Source organism: Rhizobium sp. SRDI969 (assembly GCF_025152725.1).
GTDB lineage: Bacteria > Pseudomonadota > Alphaproteobacteria > Rhizobiales > Rhizobiaceae > Rhizobium > Rhizobium leguminosarum_I.
This window is the reverse complement of sequence record NZ_CP104037.1, coordinates 214,700-231,527: the sequence shown is the minus strand read 5'-3', so window position 1 is coordinate 231,527 and position 16,828 is coordinate 214,700. Positions and strand designations below refer to the sequence as shown.

Below are 16,828 nucleotides of genomic sequence, written 5' to 3'. Positions count from 1 at the left end.
GCGAGCGGGGAGTACCGATGATGAGTGCAGACAACAGACTTCCGGTGACGGTCCTTGCCGGTTTTCTCGGCGCCGGCAAGACGACGATCCTCAACCATGTCCTGCGCAACCGCGAGGGGCGCCGGGTTGCCGTCATCGTCAACGACATGAGCGAGGTGAATATCGATGCCGATCTCGTGCGCGACGGGGGAGCAAACCTGTCGCGGACGGACGAGACACTGGTGGAGCTCACCAATGGCTGCATCTGCTGCACATTGCGCGACGATCTCCTGAGCGAAGTGCGCCGCCTCGCCGCTGCCGACCGTTTCGACTATCTGCTGATCGAGGGCACCGGGATCGCCGAACCGCTGCCGGTCGCAGCGACCTTCTCCTTCCGCGACGAGAGCGGGGCTGCCCTCTGCGACGTCGCGCGGCTCGACACGATGGTTTCCGTCGTCGATGCGGTCAATCTTCTGGCCGATTATGCGAGCGCGGAGTTCCTGAGGGATCGCGGCGAGAGCCGGGACGGAGACGACGAGCGCAAGCTGGTGGAACTGCTCGTCGAGCAGATCGAATTTGCCGATGTCTTGGTCATCAACAAGGCGCAGGATGTGCCGCCTGCAGCGCTTGCCGAGGTTCGCCGCATCGTTGCCGCACTCAACCCTGATGCCCGCGTCATCGAGACCGGTTTCGGCCGGCTGAAGCTCGATGCCATCCTGAATACCGGCCTCTTCAGCGAGGCGAGAGCTGCCCGCCATCCGCTGTGGCACAAGGAACTCTTCGGTTGGGGCGACCATGTGCCGGAGACGGAAGAATTCGGCATTTCGAGCTTCGTCTACCGCAGCCGCCGGCCGTTCGATCCCTCCAGGCTGCGGGATTTTCTCGACAGGAAATGGTCGGGCCTCATCCGCGCGAAAGGCCATTTCTGGCTGGCGACAAGGCCCGACGAGATCGGCCTGCTGTCGATTACCGGGACGCAGTGCCGCATCGACACCAAGGGCTTCTGGTGGGCATCCGTGCCGAAGGCGCAATGGCCGCGTTATCCGCAGTTCCACCAGCTCATGAACCGGCATTGGGATGAGGTCTGGGGCGACCGCCGCCAGGAACTCGTTTTCATCGGCGCCGACCTCGACGAAGACGCAATCCGCACCGCGCTCGACGACTGCCTGACCGGTGAGGAGACGGGCTTCGATCCGCAGACCGCCGCCGGGCTTCGGGACCCGTTCCCGGTCTGGCAGCACGCACATTCAAATAGTTAGGGCATCCCTAATGGACGTAAGACGCCCTGAGATGAAGACGTTTTGATTATCAACCGGAGGAGAGAACAATGAGCAACGAACTTTACGCAGATGGCATCGGCGAAATCACCATCACGGGAACCATTGTGCGGATCGACCTGATGTCGCTCTCGGCAACCGATCGTGACGCCAACAACAATCCGAAGCCGGTTTTCCGCCAGCGCATCATCATGCCGGTCGATGCCTTCGCCAATGCGGTCGATCTCATGCAGAAGGCGCTTGGCGGTTTGGTCGAAGCGGGTGCGGTCCGTCGCATCGGCGATATGTCGACTGCGGCGGCTGCCGATATCCAGTCGGTGCAGGCCGGCGCTTCGAACGCCTCGCCGAACTTCAACTGATAAACAAATATTGCCTCGGTCTCGTACTGTTTCGGGTGGGCCATGAGTGGTTTTCTGCATACCAACCTGCACTGTCTTGCGCTGGTCGCGCGTCATCACGGCGTCGATCTTGCTCCTGAACGATTGCAGCATGATTATGCCGTCGGCAACGATCCTGTTGCCGTGCGGCAGCTGCTGCGCATGGCCAAGGATGCCGGCCTTAGGGCAAGGCATCTGACGCTCGACTGGCGATCCCTGTTCCAACTTGGCGAGGCATTCCCGGTGCTCGCCGAGCTGACGAACGGCAACTGGGTGGTCATCGCCGGCGCTATCGGGAGCGGGGAGGATGAGAGAATCCGCGTTCTCGACCCGCTGGCATCACGCGCCGAAGTGATGATGCTCAGCGAAGAGCAGTTCACCAAGGCCTGGCTCGGATCGGTGATCCTGCTGAAGCGCAACTATCGCATGTCCGATGAGGACCGGCCCTTCGGCTTCCGCTGGTTCGTCCCCGAGATCATCAAGCAGCGCAGCTTCTTCCGCGATGTCGCGCTCGCCGCCTTCGTGCTCTACGGGCTGGGGCTAACGACGCCGATCTTCTTTCAGCTCGTCATCGACAAGGTGCTGGTGCATCAGAGCTATGCGACGCTGACGGTTCTGACAGTGGGCATTGCGATCGCGCTCGTCTTCGACGCGACCTTCACCTTCCTGCGCCGCTATCTGCTGCTCTATGCAACGAACAGGATCGACATCCGTGTCGCGACCCGCACCTTCGGCCATCTGCTCAACCTGCCGATCGCGCTCTTCGAGCAGGCCTCGGCCGGCGTTCTCGTCAAGCATATGCAGCAGACGGGGCGCATCCGCGAATTCCTGACCGGCCGGCTGTTTCTCACACTGTTGGACGGCGTTTCGCTCCTGGTCTTCGTGCCGATCCTTCTTCTCTACAGCGTCAAGCTGACGCTTGTCGTGCTCGGTTTTGCCGCCCTCGTCGGGCTCGTGGTGATGATGCTCGTCGGGCCGTTCCAGCGCCGGTTGCAGGCGCTCTATCAGGCCGAAGGCGACCGGCAGGCATTGCTGGTGGAAACCGTGCACGGCATGCGCACCGTCAAATCTCTGGCGCTGGAGCCGCGCCAGCGCAAGGTGTGGGACGATTATTCGGCCCAGTCGATCTCCGTGCGTTTCCGGGTCGACAAGATCTCGACCATCGCCCAGGCGATGACCGGACTGCTGGAGAAGCTGATGAGCGTCGCGATCATCGGCCTCGGCGCGCTCGATGTCTTCAGCGGCGCGATGACGATCGGCGCGCTGGTTGCCTTCAACATGCTCGCCGGCCGGGTCTCGGGACCACTGGTGCAGATCGTCACCATGGTGCACGAATATCAGGAAGTCGCGCTCTCCGTGCGCATGCTCGGCGAGATCATGAATCAGCGGCCGGAGCAGGCGGGCCGCGGGCGAGGTGTTCGGCCGCATCTGCAGGGTCGCATCGAATTCGACAGGGTCACCTTCCGCTACGGCCCGGATAGCGCGCCGGCGCTCGACAATGTCTCCTTCGCCATTCCGACGGGCTGCCTCTTCGGCGTGGTCGGCAAGAGCGGCTCGGGCAAGACGACGATCACAAGGCTCATCCAGGGCCTCTATCAGAGCCAGGAAGGCCTCGTGCGCATGGATGGTTATGACAGCCGCGAGATCGACCTCGTGCATCTGAGAACGAGCATCGGCGTCGTGCTGCAGGATAGTTTCCTGTTTCGCGGCTCGGTGCGCGAGAATATTGCCGCCGCCAAGCCCGATGCCAGCATCGAGGAGATCATGGAAGTTGCCCGTATCGCCGGCGCCGAGGAGTTCATCGAGCGCCTACCGCGTGGCTTTGACACGATGCTGGAGGAAAACGCCTCCAACCTGTCAGGCGGCCAGAAGCAGCGGCTTGCCATTGCCCGCGCGCTGATCACCGATCCGAAGCTGTTGATCTTCGACGAGGCGACGAGCGCGCTCGACCCCGACAGTGAGGCGATCATCCGCGAGAATCTGAGCCGCATCGCCGCCGGCCGCACCGTCATCATCGTCTCGCACCGGCTTTCGACGCTCGTCGATGCCGATGCCATTCTCGTCATCGATCGTGGCAAGGTCGCCGATATCGGCCGGCACGATCAGCTTGTATCGCGCTGCATGACCTATCGCCACCTGTGGTCCCAGCAGATGAGGCAGGTCGCATGAACGCGCACACCAGAAAACCCAGCGAGAACCTGCCGGTCCCTTCAGGCAACGGCCCTTCAGACAAGGCGCCCTCAGGCAAAGGAAGGGAACTGACCGCCCGCCCGCCGCTGCCGCCGGCAATTGCGGAGTTCCAATCCGATGCGGTCGAACTCGAGGAACGCGCGCCACCTAGAGTTGCGCGCATGACGCTCTATTGCGTGACGGCGCTGATTGCTTCGGCGATCACCTGGGCCTCGGTCTCGTCGATCGACGAGGTGGTGATCGCGCCCGGCAAGCTCGTCACCACCCAGCCGACCATCGTCGTCCAGCCGCTCGAAACCTCGATCATCCGCACGATCGAGGTGAAGGCCGGCGAAGTGGTGCATGCCGGCCAGACGCTCGCGACCCTCGACGCTACTTTCAGCCAGGCCGATGTCGACCAGCAGCAGGCGAAATTCTCCGCGCTCGACGCCCAGGTGCGGCGCATCGAGGCCGAGCTTGCCGGCAACGATTACACGGCGGGAGATACGCCCGACCAGATGCTGCAGGCGCAGCTCTTCGGCCAGCGACGGGCCTTCTACACGGCGCAGCTGCAGAATTTCGAGCAGCAGATAGCCGGCCAGTCGGCCGCTCTTCTGGCGAGCAAGAACCAGGAGGCCGTGCTCAACGACAGGCGTGATGGGCTGTCGCAGATCGAGGCAGCGCGGGAGCGGCTCTATAACAAGCAGAGCGGCTCGCTGATCACGCTGCTCGGCTCGCGCGACGCCCGCCTCGACGTCGAGTCCGATCTGACGGCCGTTCGCGGCCGGGCCGACGAGGCCGCGCACGCCTATGCCAAGCTGACGGCCGACCGGCAGGCCTTCATCGAGGATTTCCGCCGGGCGGCGATGGAGCAACTGGTGGAACTGCGCGGCCAGCGTGACATGGCGGACGAGGAACTGAAGAAGATGGCGCTGCGCCGCAACATGGTCGCGCTGACGGCGCCGGCCGATTCCGTCGTGCTCGACCTGGCGCAGCGCTCGGTCGGCTCGGTGGTGCGGGAGGCGGAGCCGGTGGTCACACTCGTGCCCATCAACGTGCCGCTGGAAGCGGAAGTCTCGATCAACACGCGCGATATCGGCCGGGTGGCCGTCGGCAAGGAAGCCCGTATCAAGCTCGATGCCTATCCGTTCCAGAAATACGGAACCGCGACAGGCGAGGTGAGGACCATCAGCCAGGACACCTTCCTCACGGGCCAGCAGGAGGCCCCCACCAACCAGCCGGCCGCTCCCTTCTTCAAGGCGCGGATCCTGCTCGCCGATACCCGGCTGAATGCCACAGATGTGCCGGTGCGGCTGCTTCCCGGCATGACTGTGACCACGGAAATCAAGGTCGGCAACCGTACGGTGATCTCCTATTTCCTGTATCCGCTGCTGCGTGGCCTCGACAACGCAATACGCGAACCGTAGGACGTGATAGATCAGTTTGCCCCGAACGAGATCCCGAGCGAGGTTCAAGGCAGATATTTCGCGTCCCATAGCTGAGGCCCGCCCGCATGTTCGTGAAAAGCGGATTTGCCCGGATTTCGGCGGCTCGCACTCAACGAACCGTCGATCTTTCGCTCAGCGGCAAGCCGTCGTTCGGCGTTAACTTCGATCGATTGGAATGAGTGTCGCAATGATTCACGACGTCTGCATCATAGGCGGCGGCATAGTTGGCCTTGCTACCGCCATGGCCGTTCTGGAAAAGCGCCCCGGCGCAAGCGTCGTTCTCCTTGAAAAGGAGCCTGGCTTGGCCGTCCACCAGACGGGGCATAACAGCGGCGTCATCCACGCGGGAATATACTATGCGCCAGGCAGCTTGAAAGCGCGCCTCTGTCGGGAGGGGGCCGATGCCATCAAGGCGTTCTGCAGGGAGAAAGCTGTACCCTATGAACAATGCGGAAAGCTGGTGGTTGCCACTAACGAGTTCGAACACCGCCGCCTGAAGGACCTGGCCGAACGGGCAAGGATCAACAGCATCGATATAGAATGGCTTGATCGGAATACGCTGAAACAGCGGGAGCCCATGGTCGAAGGCGTCGCGGCAATTTGCGTTCGGGCGACGGGTATCGTCGACTACAAGGCTGTGTGCGTCGCCATGGGCGCTCATCTGGCCGCTCAGGGCGTGGAACTCGAATTGAATACGCAGGTTTCCGCGATCCGCGAAACCTCGGATCTCGTGGAGATTGCAGCCGGTGAGCGCCGATGGCGGGCCAGACAGCTGATCGCCTGCGCCGGCCTGCAATCCGACCGCATCGCCAAACTTGCGGGCCTCAAGATCGATCATCAGATCATACCGTTCAGGGGCGAATATTTCCGTCTGCCGCCGTCGCGGAATGGACTGGTCAGGCACCTGATCTATCCGGTGCCCGATCCGTCGCTTCCGTTCCTCGGCATTCATGTCACCAAGATGATTGACGGCAGCCTTACCGTCGGACCCAATGCGGTTCTGGGAATGGCGCGCGAGGGGTATCCGAAATTCAGCATAAACATCCGGGATCTCAGCGAGTGTCTCTCGTTTCCAGGCCTATGGCGGCTTCTCTGGAATAACGCAGGGGGTGCCGTGAACGAATTCAAGGACTCGCTGTGGCGGAAAAACTACCTGGAAGCGTGCCGCAAATACTGCCCGTCGCTGACACTCGAAGACCTTCAGCCGATGGAAGCGGGCATCCGGGCCCAGGCCGTGATGCGGGACGGGCGCCTGGAGCATGATTTCCTGTTCCTAAGGACGGGTCGCATGCTGCACGTCTGCAATGCGCCGTCGCCAGCGGCCACGTCGTCGATCCCGATCGGCCGGGATATTGCCGACAGGTGCTTTTCCGCCGGCTGAACGAAGTCGTGAGGGAAACCGATTACGTTCAAGACAAGATTTCTCGAAGCCGGAATGAACGATGTCGGTCAGGGTGCCCTGAGCGGTAGGGCATCCCTGTCTGTTGCCTCGTTCGGTAGGCCTACGCCAGAGACAAGAACTATTGGTGCTTCCTTCCCTCGACGGCGTTCCTTACAATCTTGCCTGTTCTCCCCGCCCTGGAAATGAGGTTTTCATGAGCACGCTTACCCGCTTCTCCGTTCAGCCGCTCTCGACCATGACCCGCCGTCTTGCGGATGTCGCCTCCGCGCGTCGCCAACCCGACCTGGTCATCCAGGGCGCACGCGTCTTGTCCACTTATTCGGAGCGCTTTCTCGACGGACGGGAAATCTGGATTTCGGGGGGCCGCATTGCGGCCGTCAAGCCGGCCGGCAGCTACAGGGGTGCGAGCGCTAAACTCTACGACGCCAAGGGCGGCATCATCGCGCCCGGTCTGGTCGATCCGCATATCCATATCGAATCCTCGATGGTGACGGCCTGCGCCTATGCCGAAGCGGCGCTCCTCAACGGCACGACGACGATCTTTTGCGACAGCCACGAGATCGGCAACGTGATGGACGTCGCCGGCGTCGAGGCCATGCTCGAGGATGCACGGCAGGCGCCGCTGTCAATCTTCCTAACCGTACCGAGCACCGTGCCGGCGACGACGCCGGATTTGGAGACAGCCGGCGGCGACCTGACGCCGGACAAGATCGCCGCCCTGTTCGACAAATGGCCGGAAGCCGTGGCTCTCGGTGAGAAGATGGATTTCGTCCCCGTTGCGATGGGCGACGAGCGCAGCCATGCGATCCTGGCTGCGGCGCTCGAGCGCGGCAGGCCGGTATCGGGCCACGTCTACGGACGAGAGTTCGTTGGCGCCTATGCCGCATCCGGCGTTACCGACACGCACGAAGCCATAGACCGCGACATTGCCGACGACCTGCTGGAAGCCGGCGTGTGGATCTTCCTGCGCGGCGGCCCGCCGACGACACCCTGGCATTCGCTGCCGCAAGCGATCAAGACGATCACCGAGCTCGGCGCTTCCCACAAGCGCGTTGCCGTCTGCACCGACGACCGTGATGCGGAAGATCTGCTCGCCTTCGGCCTGGACTGGGTGACTCGCGAAGCCGTGAAATACGGCATGAGACCGGAACAGGCCTGGGCGATGGGTTCGCTGCACGGCGCAACGCGGTTCGGCATGGAAGGCGAAATCGGCGGTCTGGGCGGCGGACGCCGCGCCGACCTGGTGCTTCTCAGCGACGACCTTACGCCGGTCAGCACCTGGTATGGCGGCGAACTCGTCGTCGACGGCAAGAAGATCACGCCGATCCTCGACGAAGCCCTGTCGAAACCGTACCGCTATCCGGATGCCGCCTACCACACGGTCAAACTGCCAAAGAACCTCAAACTGACACCGGACCTGCCGACGGAGACGGTCATCGCTCATACGATCAAGACGGAGCTGCCTGGCATCACCCTCGGCCATGTCACCGTCACGCTGGAGCCGGCCAATGACTGGAAGACGCATTTCGACAAGCACGATCTCTGCTTCGTGACGGTGGTGGAGCGTCACGGCAAGTCTGCCGGCAATGTCGCCCACGGGCTGCTAAACGGCTTCGGCCTCAGACAAGGCGCGGTCGCATCGTCGGTCGGCCACGACAGCCACAACATCATCGTCGCCGGCACCAATGCAGCGGACATGCAGGTGGCGCTCGACGCGATCGAAGAAAAACAGGGCGGCGTCTGTGTCGTCATGGACGGCAAGGTGACGGCGATGGTGCCACTGCCGATCGCCGGGCTTTTGTCCGACAAGCGCGTGCACCAGGTCGCCGACGAGGTAAGGGCCTTGAAGCTCGAATGGGAAAAGGCAGGCTGCACCATCGCCTATATGGGCTTCAATCTCATCCCGCTCTCGGTCATCCCGGAAATCCGGATAACCGACAAGGGCCTAGTGCTGGTGCCGGAAATGGTCATCTCGCCGCTCTTCGAAAAGGCCTGATCGGCAAAAAACAGCCGGCGCGTTCGGCGAGGATGCCAACATATAATAGCGTTTGGGCCAAAGGCAGCATCGGCAGCCGTTACTCGGCCTGCACCCTTTGATCCTTCGGCAGCAAAATCGTCAGCGCCGCCGCGACGGCGGCCGTAACTGCAACGGCAAGATAGATGCCGCCGAAACTCTGGGTCGTTGTCTTGATCACGCCGCCAAAGAAGTTCCCCGTCGTGCCGCCGATGCCTTGGAAGACGGTGCAGATGCCTAAGACGGTCACCGCGAGGCGGGGCGTGGCGCGATGTGAGACGTAGGCCGGCAGCAGGCCATAGATCGGATAAAAGCCCAGCGAAAAGAAGATGCCTGACAGGATCGAGAGTTCCATCGAGGGATCGAGGACGACGAGGGCGCCGGCGGCGAGGAAGCTTGAGTAACAGGCGAGCATGGCATAGCGTGATCCGAGGCGTGAGGATATTGTGCCAATGGCGAAGCCTGCGCCGATCCCCACGGCCCCGATCGTTGCCCAGAGCCACGAGGCAAAGCCGACGGAATAGCCGAGTTCCTCGCGCAGGAAAGGCGACAGATAGGTGAGATAGGGATAGGGCATCAGGCCGTTGATGAAGCCGAGCGCGAAGATCAGCACCACCCATGGCATGATGGAGCGCATGCTTGCGGAAGCGCCGGCAGTTGACGCGAGCGTTTCGTGACTTGCCCCGCTGTCGAAGAGGCCGGCCCGCCCGAAGAGGATGTGGTGACAACGGCCAGTGTGATCGTGGCGGCGCCTGTGAGGTGCCAGACCATCTGCCAGTGACCGCTTCCGGCGTATGCCGCCACGAGTGCGCTATTGATGAGGACGCCAAAGGCCGGGGCGCTGGAGATCAAGCTCATGGCAAAGCCGCGTTGTTCTGCTCTCACCACCCGCGAGGCGAGATTAATCATCGGCACGAAGGTCGATGCGCCCGTCGCGCCGGCGACCATCAGCAGGCCGGCAACAACATAGAGATTGTCGATGATGGGGATGCCCGACAGGCAAAGTCCACAGAGCGACACGGACGCCACCACCGTCCGTGCGGCACCGATGCGATGGACGAGCCAGGTAGCGAGCACGGCGAATGCCACCGTGGAAAACTGGACCAAGCCGGTGACAGTGCCAACGAACGCATAGTCGAAGGCAAGATCTTTCCGCATGTCGGGGATGATCTGGGGAAACAGACTGAGGCCGAAGCCGTAACACGTGGCGACGCAGGCGATCATGACGGCGACGAGAACGTTACCTGGGAGACGCACGCTAGTCATGATGATCGGCTTCTGTTGGCAATCGCGGTCACGCCTGTTCGACGGGATGATCATCTAGCATGTGCAGCCGGCGGACTGTCGGGACTGCGACGCCGGCTGCCGATATTGCCGGCACTCGAGCAGCACGTCGTCAAGCCTGTGACGACGTGTGAGAGTTATTGTCCCAAACTGTGAATGGATGGCAACAGCTGAGCCATGCTGCATCGCCGCGCTGGGTGATGCAGCGGGTCGCGAATGGGCGCCGTCAGATTGTTGGCGATGCCTGGATGACTATCGGTGGCGCAAGCGGCGGCAGGCGCCGCGGTATATGAAGCTGCATGGTCGCCCCCTGTCCGGCCGCGCTCACGCGGCCTTTGCTTTCGGCTTGGCGGCCTTGACGTGGGTTATGCTGTGGCGGCCGTCGACGCTGACGGGGACGTCGCCGTCAACGGTGGCGCGGCGCACGACCCGGTGCTGGTCGCCGTAGTCGTTGACAGCATAGTGCTGGGTCGCGCGATTATCCCAGATCGCCACATCCCCGGCTCTCCAGCGCCAGCGCACGGTATTTTCCGGGGCGGTAACATAGGACTGGAACACCTCGTAGAGTTTCGCGGAGTCGCTTTTCGACAAGCCGACCAGGCGCTGAACGAAATTGCCGAGCAGCAGCGATCTTTCGCCGGTTTCGGGATGGACACGCACGACTGGATGCTCGGTCTCGTAGATGGTCGAAGTGAAAACGTCCTGGAAATGCTTCTTCTCTTCAGCGGTGGCACGAGGGCGCACGGCTGCGTAGTCATAGGCATTGCTGTGAATGGCCCATAAATTGTCCGCCAGCAATTTGAGCGGTGCTGGCAGACTTTCGTATGCGGCATGGGTGTTGGACCAGATCGTATCACCCCCAGCTGCCGGAATGACGACGCCGCGAAGGACCGAGAATTTGGGATAGGCATCCACGAAGGTGACATCTGTGTGCCATTGGTCCGCCCTGCCGCCGCCGCGGCTGGAATCGAGATTGAGGATGGAGGCCGTGCCGTTCACCGGACCCTGGGTTGGATGAGGCACAAGGTCGCCCAAGCGGCGTGCGAATAATTCCTGTTGGGCATCGTCAAGATGTTCCTGGTCGCGGAAGAAGACGACTTTGTGTTTCAGGAGAAGCTGGTTGATGGCCGCCACCGTTGCGTCCGAAAGGTCTCCGCCGAGGCGGATGCCCCTGATTTCGGCACCGACGCGGCCGGTCAGCAGCACGACATCGGACTCGGGAATGATCTGATTGACAAGAACTGGATTGCTCATGGAAATCTCCTGGTTGATCTTGCAAGTCACATGCGCCCAGCGAAGCATCCGCCGGGCGTTCGAAAATCTCATTGTCAAATTCGACAGGGCTATGGAACGATATAATCTATAAAATCCATAGATAGAATTTTCTAATTTTTTCCGTTTGCCCGAAACAGCCGCCTTCGATAGCCCCTTCTTCCCAACGAATTCCTCACTTGGGGCCTTCAGCGATGCATCGTTTCATCGAAGACGCTGGTGCGCTTCCGCAAACCAGGGTCCGCAGACCAGCCGTGCCTTTGGCCAGCCGATTTTGTTCAGCAGGACGCTCAGCGTGGCAGGGATCCTGCTTGTTTCTTCGGAGAATTCGGCCCCCGATATCGTCACGCCGTGGCGTTGGGATATGCGCTGAGCGCTTCCGTCCGGGTATGTCGGATACTTCGGGCGCTCGGAACTCAACACGTGTCATCAAGAACTGTTCGCAGCATTGGATTCACTCTGTGACGCGAGACCGCGCCCGTCGATCCTACGGCTTTCACCTCCGCGGCTTAAATAGGAGAGCATTTCGCCCAAAAAAGAAACACCCTATGCGTTTGCCGCATAGCTGAGGTGAGAGATTGTCGCTGTTTTAAACCGATTGAACTGCCTATATTGCAGTCATCGAAACGACGCCGGAGCCAAGCAAGGTTGCTGACGTCAGACAGCCCTCAGGAAAGGGGATTATCATGAACGTAGCACGCTCTTTCAACAACTGGCGCAAGTTCCGTCAGACCGTCACCGAACTCGGCCGTATGTCCAGCCGTGAACTCCAGGACCTCGGCATCGACCGCGCTGACATCCGCAGCGTTGCCCGCGCATCGATCGCGCGCTAACCGCACAGCACTTGATATCTATCACCGCTTGACGCCCGCTCCTGATGCGGGCGTTTTTGCGTCGAGCTCCGTGGCTGAGCTCGTTGGGATCCTCGTTCGTATTGCAGGCCTTGTAGTTCTTGCATAGCTGCAGTGCAGCATAAGACATTGGCACCATCCCTGGTCGGTGTATGATCAAGGCTATCGAAGCAATGCACCTCCTCCCGCAAAGCTTCGAATCTCAGACGGCCCACTCCTCCTCCCAAGGGACGTCTGTCGGAACAGCGGCACTCCTCCTCCCAGTCGCTGTTCGGTTTTCAGAAAGCCTGCCGCACCTCCTCCCGCGGCAGGCTTTTTCGTATCCCGAACCTTCCCTGCTGCAGATCGAGATCGAGTGCGACTGTTCCCACGTCGAATATCGGTAGAGAAAGCCGCTTCACATCCCGCAGGCCAAGAAGGTAGCTGTGATAGGCGGTCGAATTGCCCTCGAAGGAGTGGCGCATGGTTTCATGCCGGCGAACTTGGCCGGCAAGCTCCCTGGCGGTCCGCCGCGCGATGTCGCGCCGGTGACTTATCAAATCATATTTCTCGAGGCTGAAACGCTCGGCCCAGATGACCTCATCGCCGGGTTGGCCATGATTTCAGGATTGTCATGGCTGTCCCAGAGGAACCACGCCAACGCCGCGCGCGGATACTAGCTCCCGGCCCCGTCCTGCAGATACCGATCCAGCAGATAGCAAATCGCAAGCAGACCCTTTTCCGGGAACGTCACGGGTTGCCCGGTCAGATCGATCAGCCGCAACTCAGAAAATGACTCGAGCCAGAGCTTCATGCGGATACTGCCTGCTGATATCCCTGGCTATTCTCCGAGCGGAAGAGTGATATCCGCACCGGAGGCTCCCAATGTTACGCCGCGGCTTTCCGCCTCTGCCATCGCCTTTACCAGCGCGATGACCGTATCGCGGATATTGCGGTCGGCAATTTTAAGAAAGGCGCGATTGAGCACCAATCCCTCTTTTGTTCGCAGGAATTCAGCGACCGGGTCGGCATTCGCCGACAGATCCAGGCCCTGCAGTGTCAACGGCTCGGAATTCTCCTGTTCGAAGAAGAAGCTCGGCGACGTGTGAAGCACCTCGGCGATCCGCTGCAGGCGGCTCGCGCCGATGCGGTTGATTCCCTTCTCGTATTTCTGAACCTGCTGAAAGGTCACGCCGATCTGCTCGGCAAGCCGTTCCTGGCTCATCCCGAGCAACTGCCTGCGCATTCTGATTCGCGCTCCGACATAGCTGTCTATTGCATTCGCTGTCTTGACATTCATCGTGTGTTTTCAGCCTCGATCGCATTTTCAATCGGGGAAGCTGTAGTATCCCCTGCATGGCTTTTCCATGGTTGTTTTCACATAGCATACTGGATATGCGATGATCGCGACCGACTGTGGTATGAAAGCCCGCCTGGAAAGACGTTAAGCCAGGCAGAAACCACTTGTTCGGAGAAAAAATCGAACAAAAGCCGTACCAATACGGATAAAACCGGGCTGTAATTGCGTCTCCGCTTACGCTAAATGCACTTCAGCGACCGTCGCAGGAGTGTCTTCCCAGCCCCGATCGCCCGAAAATCCATCGAACAAAAGCGACGTGGCACGGCACCGGCCGTGCCTGTGCAGGAGAAGTATTGATGGCAACCGTTGCCGAGAGCGCGCCCCGCTTCGAAAAAACAACCATGTCCATCCTCATGGCGGTCAGCTTCTGCCATATGCTGAACGACATCATGCAGTCGTTGCTCGCCTCGCTCTATCCGCTGTTCAAGGCGAACTACGATCTCGATTTTGTGCAGATCGGCCTCTTGACCATGACTTTCCAGGTCACGGCTTCGCTGCTGCAGCCGCTGGTCGGTATCGTCACCGACCGCTGGCCGATGCCCTATTCGCTGCCTGTGGGCATGGCGAGTACCTTTTGCGGCCTCATTCTGCTCGGCAATGCCGGCAGCTTCGAACTGCTGCTGGTTGCCGCCAGCCTGATCGGCTTCGGCTCGGCGGTCTTCCACCCCGAATCGTCGCGCGTCGCCCGTCTTGCCTCCGGCGGTCGCCATGGTTTCGCGCAATCCTTCTTCCAGGTCGGTGGCAATGCCGGCCAGGCGATCGGTCCGCTGCTTGCCGCCTTCATCGTGCTGCCGCTCGGCCAGCACAGCGTCTCCTGGTTCGCCGCCATCGCCATGGTCGGCATGATCGTGCTGAGCTGGGTCGGCAACTGGTACATCAGCCACAGGCGCCAGAATGCCAGCAAGCCGGCAATAAGCCGGACCCTGCCGCTGCCGCAGAACAGGGTCGTCTGGGCGCTGCTCATCCTCGTGCTGCTGACGGCAACGAAGAATGTCTACATGGCAAGCGTATCGAGCTACTTCACCTTCTATGTCATCGACAAGTTCGAACTCAGCGTGCAACAGGCACAGCTGATGCTCTTCCTGTTCCTCGGTTCGGTCGCCGTCGGCACCTTCCTCGGCGGGCCGATCGGTGACCGCTTCGGTGCCCGTTTTGTCATCTGGTTCTCGATCCTCGGCGTCATTCCCTTCGCGCTCCTGCTCCCCTATGCCAACCTTTTCTGGACGGGCGTGCTCAGCGTCGTCATCGGACTGATCTTCGCTTCGGCCTTCTCGGCAATCGTCGTCTTCGCGCAGGAACTGGTGCCCGGGCGCGTCGGGCTGATTGCCGGGGTCTTCTTCGGCTTCGCCTTCGGGGCAGGGGGGCTTGGTGCAGCCCTGCTCGGCAGTTTCGCCGACACCCATGGCATCGATTTCGTCTACCGCATCTGCTCCTACCTGCCGCTGCTCGGTCTCCTCACGGTCTTCCTGCCGCGTATTCCCAAGCAGAAACCAGTCTGAGGCGACATCGCTTACGGAAAATCGATCGAGCCGGAATGTCACCGACACTCCGGCTCGATTTCGTACATCGCCTTCGCCCATAGGCCGGAACGTATTTTTCTCCTCCTACGGGGAAGAGGGATCACCATTCCTTTAATCCACTATTTTTATAGATAATATTCGTGAGAATAATGACGTCGGTCTCGGCACGGTACTGGAAGGAAATGGCATGTCTGCTCCCAAATTGGTCGGCCTTGCGGGTAGCTTCAACCGCCCCTCGAAGACCTTTGCGCTTGTCGAAAACCTTGCCGGTCTCGCCGGTGAGAAATACGGCTTCGACACCACCATCTACGATCTGACCGATGTCGGCCCCTCGCTTGGCCAGGCGCTGCGCCGTGCCGATCTCGACAGTCGCGCCAGGGAAGTCATCGACGACATCGTCAATGCCGATGTGCTGGTCATCGGAGCGCCGACCTACAAGGGCAGCTATCCCGGTCTCTTCAAGCATCTGATCGACCTGATCGACCCGCATGAGCTGCGCGCCAAGCCAATCATCATCACTGCGACCGGCGGCGGTGACCGGCATGCGCTGATGGTCGAGCACCAGCTCCGGCCGCTCTTCGGTTTTTTCATGTCTCACACGCTGCCGACCGCGGTTTATGCATCCGACCGCGACTTCACCGATTACCGCGTCTCATCCGATCCGCTGTCCAAGCGGATCAGCGAGGTCATCGGCGAACTCGCGACCTTCTTTCCCAGCCGGAATCAGGCGCTGATCGCTGCCGAGTAAAGGGCGTCGGCATAAGCTTGAAACGGCGCCACGAAGGCGCCGTTTTCAGTTTTGGAGCATGCTCTCAAGCCGCAATTAATCCATAACTTTGGTGGAAATTTATCCTGCCGATATCCATGGTAGGGCAAGAGTTTTTCCGGCCGTTCCTCCACATCAGACATTCGTGCTTCGCTCGCGATCCGCGCATTTGCCATGGTCAGTCTGCTCGGGGCGTTCGGCCTCATTCAGTCAGACGGGATAACAATGACCAAGAACAAAAATTTTCACGGCTTCCACCTTTCGCGCCGCGCGGCTCTTGCCGCCATCGCCGTTTCCGCGGCTGCAGTCTTTTCCTTTGCAGCACCCGCTCCTTCCCATGCCGAGGACAAGTCGATCAAGGTCGGCATCATGGCCGGCGAGGAGGAGGACATCTGGCGCGTGGTCGCGAGCGAGGCGGCCAAGAAGGGTCTCAAGATCGAGACCGTCATCTTCAACGACTACACCCAGCCGAATGAAGCGCTGGAGCGCGGCGAAATCGATGCCAATGCTTTCCAGCACCAACCCTATCTCGACAATCAGATCCAGCAGCACGGCTATCACATCGTTCGCGTCGGTTATACCGGGGTCTGGCCGATCGGCCTTTACACCAAGAAATACAAGTCCGTCGCCGAGATCCCGGAAGGTGCCGTCATCGGCGTGCCGAACGATCCCTCGAACGAAGGCCGTGCGCTGCGCGTGCTCCAGAGCGAAGGCCTGATCAAACTGAAGGACGACACCGGTATTCTTGCGACCGTCGCCGACGTCACCGACAATCCGAAGAAGATCGAGATCAAGGAACTCGACGCTGGCATCGTCGGCCGTTCGATCGACGATCTGGATGCCGGTATCGTCAACACCGATTGGGCGCTGAAAAGCGGCCTTTCTCCGGCCGAACGCATTGCCCAGGAGCCGATTGCCGACAATCCATACCGCAACTTCATCGCCGTCAAGGACGAGAACAAGGATGCCGACTGGGTCAAGACGCTTGTGTCTTCTTATCAGAACGAGACCGTGAAGGCCGAGTTCGACAAGGTCTACAAGGGGACGGGTCTCAGCGCCTATTGATCCGAGGCAGGGCTGGGGTTAAGGCCTGCCGAGAGGCGGTCCGGGCGTTCTTTACCCGGGCCGCC

The 16,828-nt window shown here is 60.9% G+C and carries 15 protein-coding genes and 1 pseudogene; 10 read left to right on the top strand and 6 right to left on the bottom strand.

Translation table 11 applies throughout. The features are described from left to right. Positions 1–17: 17 nt before the first annotated feature. The 6 genes from N2A41_RS28230 (at position 18) to N2A41_RS28205 (ending at position 8,648) form a co-directional block, all read left to right on the top strand. Complete coding sequence (locus tag N2A41_RS28230) at positions 18–1,238, top strand: GTP-binding protein (protein WP_260111783.1); 1,221 nt, start codon at positions 18–20, stop codon at positions 1,236–1,238. Between the two features lie 68 nt (positions 1,239–1,306). Continuing rightward, entirely contained in the window at positions 1,307–1,615 is a 309-nt protein-coding gene (locus N2A41_RS28225; protein WP_018067994.1) for a hypothetical protein, read from the top strand. A 42-nt stretch (positions 1,616–1,657) separates the two neighbouring features. Next, positions 1,658–3,802, top strand: a complete 2,145-nt coding sequence (locus tag N2A41_RS28220; RefSeq protein ID WP_018067995.1) for a peptidase domain-containing ABC transporter — start codon at positions 1,658–1,660, stop codon at positions 3,800–3,802. Further along, positions 3,799–5,229, top strand: coding sequence for an HlyD family type I secretion periplasmic adaptor subunit (locus tag N2A41_RS28215; RefSeq protein WP_260111782.1), 1,431 nt, complete (start codon positions 3,799–3,801; stop codon positions 5,227–5,229). The genes N2A41_RS28220 and N2A41_RS28215 overlap by 4 nt, the downstream gene beginning before the upstream one ends. 196 nt (positions 5,230–5,425) lie before the next feature. Further along, positions 5,426–6,631, top strand: a complete 1,206-nt coding sequence (lhgO, locus tag N2A41_RS28210) for an L-2-hydroxyglutarate oxidase (RefSeq protein WP_260111781.1) — start codon at positions 5,426–5,428, stop codon at positions 6,629–6,631. 214 nt (positions 6,632–6,845) lie between these two features. Continuing rightward, positions 6,846–8,648 carry an adenine deaminase gene (locus tag N2A41_RS28205; RefSeq protein ID WP_260111780.1) on the top strand — a complete coding sequence of 601 codons (1,803 nt, stop codon included), beginning with the start codon at positions 6,846–6,848 and terminating at the stop codon, positions 8,646–8,648. A gap of 79 nt (positions 8,649–8,727) precedes the next feature. Here the strand turns inward: N2A41_RS28205 and N2A41_RS28200 are convergent. Both N2A41_RS28200 and N2A41_RS28195 read right to left on the bottom strand, forming a co-directional pair. Next, a pseudogene (locus N2A41_RS28200) lies at positions 8,728–9,986 on the bottom strand (MFS transporter). A 288-nt stretch (positions 9,987–10,274) separates the two neighbouring features. Continuing rightward, positions 10,275–11,204: a TauD/TfdA dioxygenase family protein gene (locus N2A41_RS28195; protein WP_260111779.1), complete on the bottom strand. Its 930-nt coding sequence runs from the start codon at positions 11,202–11,204 to the stop codon at positions 10,275–10,277. A gap of 704 nt (positions 11,205–11,908) precedes the next feature. Between N2A41_RS28195 and N2A41_RS28190 the strand changes: the two genes are divergently transcribed. Next, positions 11,909–12,055 carry a DUF1127 domain-containing protein gene (locus tag N2A41_RS28190; RefSeq protein ID WP_003552150.1) on the top strand — a complete coding sequence of 49 codons (147 nt, stop codon included), beginning with the start codon at positions 11,909–11,911 and terminating at the stop codon, positions 12,053–12,055. A gap of 296 nt (positions 12,056–12,351) precedes the next feature. Here N2A41_RS28190 and N2A41_RS28185 read toward each other — a convergent pair whose 3' ends face one another. The 3 genes from N2A41_RS28185 to N2A41_RS28175 all read right to left on the bottom strand — a co-directional run bounded on the left by N2A41_RS28185 (position 12,352) and on the right by N2A41_RS28175 (position 13,352). Then, entirely contained in the window at positions 12,352–12,612 is a 261-nt protein-coding gene (locus tag N2A41_RS28185; RefSeq protein WP_260111778.1) for a hypothetical protein, read from the bottom strand. 116 nt (positions 12,613–12,728) lie between these two features. Next, the gene (locus tag N2A41_RS28180; protein WP_260111777.1) at positions 12,729–12,866 is read right to left on the bottom strand and encodes a hypothetical protein; all 138 of its coding nucleotides are present in this window, start codon (positions 12,864–12,866) and stop codon (positions 12,729–12,731) included. Positions 12,867–12,893: 27 nt separating this feature from the next. Then, a complete protein-coding gene (locus N2A41_RS28175) occupies positions 12,894–13,352 on the bottom strand; it encodes a helix-turn-helix domain-containing protein (protein ID WP_260111776.1) in 459 nt (152 codons plus the stop codon). 356 nt (positions 13,353–13,708) lie between these two features. Between N2A41_RS28175 and N2A41_RS28170 the strand changes: the two genes are divergently transcribed. Together N2A41_RS28170 and msuE are read left to right on the top strand one after the other, a co-directional pair. Beyond that, positions 13,709–14,911 carry an MFS transporter gene (locus N2A41_RS28170; protein ID WP_260111775.1) on the top strand — a complete coding sequence of 401 codons (1,203 nt, stop codon included), beginning with the start codon at positions 13,709–13,711 and terminating at the stop codon, positions 14,909–14,911. A 208-nt stretch (positions 14,912–15,119) separates the two neighbouring features. Further along, on the top strand, positions 15,120–15,680 hold the full coding sequence (gene msuE / locus N2A41_RS28165; protein ID WP_260111774.1) for an FMN reductase: 561 nt from the start codon (positions 15,120–15,122) through the stop codon (positions 15,678–15,680). Here msuE and N2A41_RS28160 read toward each other — a convergent pair. Continuing rightward, the gene (locus N2A41_RS28160; protein ID WP_260111773.1) at positions 15,656–15,874 is read right to left on the bottom strand and encodes a hypothetical protein; all 219 of its coding nucleotides are present in this window, start codon (positions 15,872–15,874) and stop codon (positions 15,656–15,658) included. The two genes, msuE and N2A41_RS28160, sit on opposite strands and share 25 nt — an antisense overlap. Before the next feature lie 49 nt (positions 15,875–15,923). Between N2A41_RS28160 and N2A41_RS28155 the strand changes: the two genes are divergently transcribed. After that, entirely contained in the window at positions 15,924–16,763 is an 840-nt protein-coding gene (locus N2A41_RS28155; RefSeq protein ID WP_260111772.1) for a MetQ/NlpA family lipoprotein, read from the top strand. Positions 16,764–16,828 lie beyond the last annotated feature (65 nt).

Coding starts and splice junctions, on each gene's coding strand:
- N2A41_RS28230 (WP_260111783.1), top strand. CDS start 18: ATGATGAGTGCAGACAACAGACTTCCGGTGACGGTCCTTGCCGGTTTT.
- N2A41_RS28225 (WP_018067994.1), top strand. CDS start 1,307: ATGAGCAACGAACTTTACGCAGATGGCATCGGCGAAATCACCATCACG.
- N2A41_RS28220 (WP_018067995.1), top strand. CDS start 1,658: ATGAGTGGTTTTCTGCATACCAACCTGCACTGTCTTGCGCTGGTCGCG.
- N2A41_RS28215 (WP_260111782.1), top strand. CDS start 3,799: ATGAACGCGCACACCAGAAAACCCAGCGAGAACCTGCCGGTCCCTTCA.
- lhgO (WP_260111781.1), top strand. CDS start 5,426: ATGAGTGTCGCAATGATTCACGACGTCTGCATCATAGGCGGCGGCATA.
- N2A41_RS28205 (WP_260111780.1), top strand. CDS start 6,846: ATGAGCACGCTTACCCGCTTCTCCGTTCAGCCGCTCTCGACCATGACC.
- N2A41_RS28195 (WP_260111779.1), bottom strand. CDS start 11,204: ATGAGCAATCCAGTTCTTGTCAATCAGATCATTCCCGAGTCCGATGTC.
- N2A41_RS28190 (WP_003552150.1), top strand. CDS start 11,909: ATGAACGTAGCACGCTCTTTCAACAACTGGCGCAAGTTCCGTCAGACC.
- N2A41_RS28180 (WP_260111777.1), bottom strand. CDS start 12,866: ATGAAGCTCTGGCTCGAGTCATTTTCTGAGTTGCGGCTGATCGATCTG.
- N2A41_RS28175 (WP_260111776.1), bottom strand. CDS start 13,352: ATGAATGTCAAGACAGCGAATGCAATAGACAGCTATGTCGGAGCGCGA.
- N2A41_RS28170 (WP_260111775.1), top strand. CDS start 13,709: ATGGCAACCGTTGCCGAGAGCGCGCCCCGCTTCGAAAAAACAACCATG.
- msuE (WP_260111774.1), top strand. CDS start 15,120: ATGTCTGCTCCCAAATTGGTCGGCCTTGCGGGTAGCTTCAACCGCCCC.
- N2A41_RS28160 (WP_260111773.1), bottom strand. CDS start 15,874: ATGGCAAATGCGCGGATCGCGAGCGAAGCACGAATGTCTGATGTGGAG.
- N2A41_RS28155 (WP_260111772.1), top strand. CDS start 15,924: ATGACCAAGAACAAAAATTTTCACGGCTTCCACCTTTCGCGCCGCGCG.